The following is a 6,226-nucleotide window of genomic DNA, read 5'->3' as shown; positions in this document are numbered from 1 at the left end:
CCCCAAAACCCCAGACCGTGGATGAATCGGCGACTGTGGACAACCCCACCGCCAGACACCGAAAACGTCGGCACCACCTGCTAACCGGACACCGAAGCGCCAACCACCGCATCCGAAGAAACGACTCAGGACACTAAAGCTTCTGAAGCGGCGCGTGGTTGTGCATCAGCTTGACCCGGCCCGCGCTGCCGAAGTCGATGAGCGACATCGCGGATTCGCCCACCCCGGACACCTCCTCGACACGGCCGAGCCCGTACTTGTCGTGGTTGACGCGGTCGCCCGGCTCCAGCGTGATCATCGGACGGTTGCGGGCACCCGACGTGCGCGCCGGTGACGGTCGGGGCGCACCGAACCGTCCCGCGCCGCTCACGGGCGCGCTAAACGAGGACTGCGGCGCTTCGACCCGGCGCCAGTCGATGAGCTCCTGCGGGATCTCGCGCAGAAACCGGGATTCGGGATTGAGCATCGGCTGTCCCCACGACGACCGCACCTTCGCCCGGCTCAGATACAGCCGCTGCCGGGCCCGGGTGATGCCGACGTAGGCCAGCCGCCGCTCCTCGGACAGTTCGAGGGGATCGCCGAGAGCTCGCATGTGCGGGAACATGCCGTCCTCCCACCCCGTGACGAACACGGTGGGGAACTCCAGGCCCTTGGCCGTGTGCAGCGTCATCATCGTCACCACGCCTGCCCCGTGCTCGGGTATCCCGTCGGCGTCGGCCACCAAGGAAACCCGCTCCAGGAACTGGGCGAGCACACCGGTGTCGGGAACGTCCTCGTCCTCAAGTTCGGGTGACTCCTCACGAAGAGCAGCCGCGTTGGCCAGATCGATGCTGAATTCGTGTGCGACGCTGACCAATTCGTTGAGGTTGTCCAAGCGGGCCAAATCCTGCGGATCGCTGGAGGCTTCGAGGTCGCGGCGGTAACCCGTGCGGTCGAGAACCGCCTCCACCAGCTCGCCGAGCTCGTCGCCGAGCAGGCCGCGCAACCCGTCGAGCAACGCCACGAATCCGGCGATGGCCTTCTCGGAGCGCGTGTTCAGCATCGGGACCCTGCCCTCGGCAGCGGCCTGCAGGCTGTCGTTGAAGTTACCGCCGGTGTTCTCGGCGTGCACCGCGACGCATGCCTCGGCGCGGTCGCCGATGCCGCGCCGCGGCGTGTTCAGAATGCGGCGCATGCTCACCGAGTCACCGGGATTGTCCAGCACGCGGAGGTAGGCGACGATGTCGCGGATCTCCTTGCGCTCGTAGAACCTGACGCCGCCGACCACCTTGTACGGGATACCGGCCCTGATGAAGACGTCCTCGACGGCGCGTGACGAGTTGTTGGTGCGGTAGAACACGGCGACGTCGTTGTACGTGATCTCGCCGCTGTCGGCGAGCGCGTCGATCTCCTCGGCGATGAACCGGGCCTCGTCGTGCTCGTTGTCGGCGACGTAGCCGACGATCAGCTCGCCCTCGCCTGCATCGGTCCACAACCGCTTCTCACGACGACCCGCGTTGCGGGAGATTACGGCGTTGGCCGCGGACAGGATGTTCTGCGTCGACCGGTAGTTCTGTTCCAGCAGGATCGTCGTGGCGTTCGGGTAGTCGCGCTCGAAGTCCTCGATGTTGCGGATCGTGGCGCCGCGGAACGCGTAGATCGACTGGTCGGCATCACCGACGACACATAGCTCACCGGGTGGGACGTCACCGTCCTCCAGATCGTGACCGACGAGTTCACGCACCAGCATGTACTGCGCATGGTTGGTGTCCTGATACTCGTCGACCAGGATGTGCCGGAACCGCCGCCGGTAGTATTGCGCGATCTGCGGAAAGGCCTGCAGCACTGCGACTGTCTCGCCAATGAGGTCGTCGAAGTCCAACGCGTTGGCCGAACGCAGGCGGCGCTGATATTCGGCGTACGCCTCGGCGACGATGCGTGCCAGGTCGTCACCCTCGCCGTCGGACCCGCCCAGGTTGCCCCTGGCCTTGTCGGGATCGATCAGCTCGTTCTTGAGATTGGAGATCGAGTTGGCGAGCAGCCGCGGGGTGTAGCGCTTGGTGTCGAGCCCCATGTCCTTGGCGATCATCATCAGCAGGCGGCGCGAGTCGTCGGCGTCGTAGATCGAGAAGTTGGAGTTCAGGCCGGGCAGCAGCGACGCCTGGTTGCGCAGGATCCGCACACACGTGGAGTGGAACGTCGACACCCACATGGACCGTGCCCGCGGGCCGATCAGGTCGACGACCCGCTCGCGCATCTCGGCGGCGGCCTTGTTGGTGAACGTGATGGCGAGTACCTGCCCGACGCCGACGTCGCGGGCAGCCAACAGGTAGGCGATGCGGCGGGTCAGCACCGCCGTCTTGCCCGAACCCGCGCCCGCGACGATCAGCAGCGGCGAGCCTTCGTGGCGCACCGCCTTGCGCTGCTCTGGGTTGAGCCCCTCGAGGAGCTGATCAGTTTCGGTCGCGATCGTCATATCGGCCTTAAACCTACCGCCGAACTGCGACACCTTTGCGCCGACGCCGAGGTTGGTGGCACACTCAATCCGTGCTCAATAAGCAGCAACGATTTTTTTACGGGTACCGGCCTGCGGTGCTCGTGGTCTAGCTGCTTCCCCAGAGCCCCGCGGTCCGCTTCGGATCCGGGGCTCGTTTCTTGTGTGAGGCCCGAATTCGGATGAGACCAGATCAGCCACACAGTCACACACGAGATGAGAATGCGGAGTCAGCCATGAGCGTCGAAACCGAACCCACCCCTGACATCGAAGACCTGCGCCAGGAGATCGACCGGCTCGACGCCACGATCCTGACCGCCGTTCAACGTCGTACCGAGGTTTCCAAGCTGATCGGCAAGGCCAGGATGGCCTCCGGCGGCACGCGCCTCGTGCACAGCCGCGAGATGAAGGTCATCGACCGCTTCATCGCCGCGATCGGCCCCGAGGGCAAGGATCTGGCGCTGGTCCTGCTCCGGCTGGGCCGCGGCCGCATGGGCCACTGAGTTTTCGTTCCAACGCCGAAGCTAGCCGGTCAGCGCGATGTACTTGGTGTCGAGGTATTCCTCGATGCCCTCGGTCCCACCCTCGCGACCGAAACCCGACTCCTTCACACCACCGAACGGCGCAGCGGGGTCGGAGATGACGCCGCGGTTGACCCCGACCATCCCGGCCTCGATGGCCTCGGCCACGCGCAGCGCACGATCCAGACCCTGGGTGTAGATGTAGGCGGCGAGCCCGTACTCGGTGGCGTTGGCGGCGGCGATGCCCTCGTCCTCCGTGTCGAAGCCGATGACGGGCGCGACGGGACCGAAGACCTCCTCCTTGAGGATGCGCGAGTCGGCGGGCAGGTCGGCCAGCACGGTCGCGGGATAGAAGTGACCCGGGCCCTCCGGCGCCACGCCGCCGACCGCCACGGTGGCGCCCTTCGACACGGCGTCCGACACCAGATCCTCGACCGTCGCGATCTGCTTGGCGCTGATCAACGGACCGAGGGTCGCGGACTCGTCCAGCCCGTTGCCGAGGGTGAACTCGCTCATCCGCTTGACCAGCTTCTCGACGAACTCCCCGCGCACAGCGTTGGCCACGTGAAATCTGTTCGACGCCGTGCACGCTTCGCCGCCGTTGCGCATCTTGGCCAGGATCGCCCCGTCGACGGCCGCATCGACGTCGGCGTCGTCGAACACGATGAAGGGTGCATTGCCGCCGAGTTCCATCGACAGCCGCAGCAGTTTGTCGCTGCTCTGCTTGACCAGCGCCTTGCCCACGCCGGTCGAACCGGTGAAGGTCAGCTTGCGCAGCCGGCCGTCGTCGATCAGCGCGGTCGTCAGATCGCCGGGCTTCGAGGTCGGCAGGACTGACAGCACGCCCTTGGGCAGACCGGCGTCGTCCATCAGCTTGGCCAGCAGCAGCATGGTCAGCGGTGTTTCCTGGGCGGGCTTGACGATCATCGTGCAGCCCGCGGCCATCGCCGGTCCGATCTTGCGGGTGCCCATCGCCAGCGGGAAGTTCCACGGCGTGATCGCCAGACAGGGGCCGACGGCCTGCTTGGTGACGATGATGCGACCGGTGCCCGCCGGGGCCTTGGTGTAGCGGCCGCTGATACGGACGGCTTCTTCGGAGAACCACCGGAAGAACTCCGAGCCGTACTTCACCTCACCCATGCTCTCGGGCAGCACCTTGCCCATCTCGAGGGTCATCAGCGTGGCGAACTCCTCGGCGCGGGCAGTGATCGCCTCGAACACCGAGCGCAGGATCTCGCCTCGCTCGCGCGGGGGGGTCGCGGCCCAGTCCGCCTGCACGGCGGCGGCCGCGTCCAGCGCCGCGATGCCGTCCGCAGCCGTGGCGTTGCCGACGCTGAGCAGAACCTCGTCAGTGGCTGGATTGAGCACGTCGAAAGTCGAGGACGCGTCGCGCTCCTCACCTCCGATCCACAGACCGGTGGGGACTGATGACAGGAGCTTGGCGGTGTCCATACATCCATCATTTACTCCTTCGAAAGCCGTGCCGCACTAGGGTCGAGATATGTCTGCCCATCCCGTTGAGATTCCCGACATCACCGCGACTCCCGCGTGGAACGCCTTGCTCAGCCACCACGATGAGATCAGCGGCAAGCACCTCCGCGAGCTCTTTGCCGAGGACCCCGCACGCGGTCGCGAACTCACGCTGACGGTCGGCGATCTGTACATCGACTACAGCAAGCATCGGGTGACGCGCGAGACGCTGAAGCTGCTGATCGATCTGGCCAAGGCCGCCGACCTCGAGGCCCGCCGCGACGCCATGTTCTCCGGCGAACACATCAATACCTCCGAGGACCGGGCGGTACTCCACACGGCACTGCGCCTGCCGAAGGGCGCCGAGTTGACCGTCGACGGCCAGGACGTCGTCGCCGACGTGCACGGGGTGCTGGACTCGATGGGCGAGTTCACCGACCGGCTGCGCAGCGGTGAATGGACGGGTGCGACGGGCGAGCGCATCACGACCGTCGTCAACATCGGCATCGGCGGCTCCGACCTGGGGCCCGTGATGGTGTATCAGGCGCTGCGGCATTACGCCGATGCGGACATCTCGGCCCGGTTCGTCTCGAACGTCGACCCCGCCGACCTGGTGGCCAAACTCGACGGACTCGACCCCGCCGCAACGCTTTTCATCGTCGCCTCCAAGACGTTCTCCACTCTGGAGACGCTGACCAACGCCACCGCTGCCCGACGCTGGCTCACCGGTGCACTCGGCGACGACGCGGTGTCCAAGCACTTCGTCGCGGTGTCCACCAACAAGAAGCTCGTCGACGGCTTCGGCATCGACACCGACAACATGTTCGGCTTCTGGGACTGGGTCGGTGGCCGCTACTCGGTGGACTCGGCGATCGGGCTGTCGGTGATGGCGGTGATCGGCAAGGAGCGGTTCGCCGAGTTCCTCGCCGGGTTCCACGTCGTCGACGAGCACTTCCGCACCACGCCGCTGGAGGCCAATGCGCCTGTGCTGCTTGGCCTCATCGGCCTCTGGTACAACGACTTCTTCGGTGCGCAGTCCCGCGTCGTGCTGCCGTACTCCAACGACCTCTCGCGCTTCGCGGCATATCTGCAGCAGCTGACGATGGAGTCCAACGGCAAGTCGGTACGACGCGACGGCACCCCGGTGACGACCTCGACCGGTGAAATCTATTGGGGCGAACCGGGAACCAACGGACAACACGCCTTCTACCAGCTGCTGCACCAGGGCACCCGGTTGATCCCCGCAGACTTCATCGGGTTCTCCCAGCCCACCGACGACCTGCCCACGCGCGACGGCACCGGCAGCATGCACGACCTGCTGATGAGCAACTTCTTCGCTCAGACCAAGGTGCTGGCGTTCGGGAAGACCGCCGACGAGATCGCGGGCGAGGGCACCAAGGCCGACGTCGTCCCGCACAAGGTGATGCCCGGAAACCGGCCCAGCACTTCGATTTTGGCGACCACGCTGACGCCATCGGTGGTCGGCCAGCTGATCGCGCTCTACGAGCACCAGGTCTTCACCGAGGGAGTGATCTGGGGCATCGACTCCTTCGATCAGTGGGGCGTGGAGCTGGGCAAGACGCAGGCGAACTCGCTGCTGCCGGTGCTCACCGACGACGCCGCGCCTGCCGAGCAGTCCGACAGCTCGACCGACGCGCTGGTGCGCCACTACCGCGAGGAGCGCGGCCGCAGCGCCTAACCCCTCCTAGCGATTTCGGCGCGCTCAGTTGCGTTCAGCGCAACCCGGCGCGCCGAAATCGTG

The 6,226-nt window shown here is 66.2% G+C and carries 4 protein-coding genes; 2 read left to right on the top strand and 2 right to left on the bottom strand.

From position 1 onward, the window contains the following. Window positions 1-133: 133 nt before the first annotated feature. Entirely contained in the window at window positions 134-2,455 is a 2,322-nt protein-coding gene (locus QOI01_RS07035; protein WP_526379458.1) for a UvrD-helicase domain-containing protein, read from the bottom strand. A 200-nt stretch (window positions 2,456-2,655) separates the two neighbouring features. Here QOI01_RS07035 and QOI01_RS07030 point away from each other — a divergent pair, with 200 nt between their 5' ends. Beyond that, window positions 2,656-2,976 carry a chorismate mutase gene (locus QOI01_RS07030; protein ID WP_526379457.1) on the top strand — a complete coding sequence of 107 codons (321 nt, stop codon included), beginning with the start codon at window positions 2,656-2,658 and terminating at the stop codon, window positions 2,974-2,976. 21 nt (window positions 2,977-2,997) lie between these two features. Here QOI01_RS07030 and QOI01_RS07025 read toward each other — a convergent pair whose 3' ends face one another. Next, window positions 2,998-4,446, bottom strand: a complete 1,449-nt coding sequence (locus tag QOI01_RS07025) for an NAD-dependent succinate-semialdehyde dehydrogenase (RefSeq protein WP_526379456.1) — start codon at window positions 4,444-4,446, stop codon at window positions 2,998-3,000. Window positions 4,447-4,495: 49 nt separating this feature from the next. On the opposite strand from QOI01_RS07025, the gene pgi reads away from it, so the two are divergent. Further along, window positions 4,496-6,163: a glucose-6-phosphate isomerase gene (gene pgi, locus QOI01_RS07020; RefSeq protein ID WP_526379455.1), complete on the top strand. Its 1,668-nt coding sequence runs from the start codon at window positions 4,496-4,498 to the stop codon at window positions 6,161-6,163. Window positions 6,164-6,226: the final 63 nt, after the last annotated feature.

It is taken from the genome of Mycobacterium sp. (assembly GCF_032162605.1).
Classification (GTDB): domain Bacteria; phylum Actinomycetota; class Actinomycetes; order Mycobacteriales; family Mycobacteriaceae; genus Mycobacterium.
Note: the sequence above shows the minus strand (reverse complement) of the source record. Positions and strands in the feature narration are given on the sequence as shown.

Bases quoted from the DNA above. Each gene is read 5' to 3' on its own strand.
- QOI01_RS07035 (WP_526379458.1), bottom strand. From the start codon at position 2,455: ATGACGATCGCGACCGAAACTGATCAGCTCCTCGAGGGGCTCAACCCA.
- QOI01_RS07030 (WP_526379457.1), top strand. From the start codon at position 2,656: ATGAGACCAGATCAGCCACACAGTCACACACGAGATGAGAATGCGGAG.
- QOI01_RS07025 (WP_526379456.1), bottom strand. From the start codon at position 4,446: ATGGACACCGCCAAGCTCCTGTCATCAGTCCCCACCGGTCTGTGGATC.
- pgi (WP_526379455.1), top strand. From the start codon at position 4,496: ATGTCTGCCCATCCCGTTGAGATTCCCGACATCACCGCGACTCCCGCG.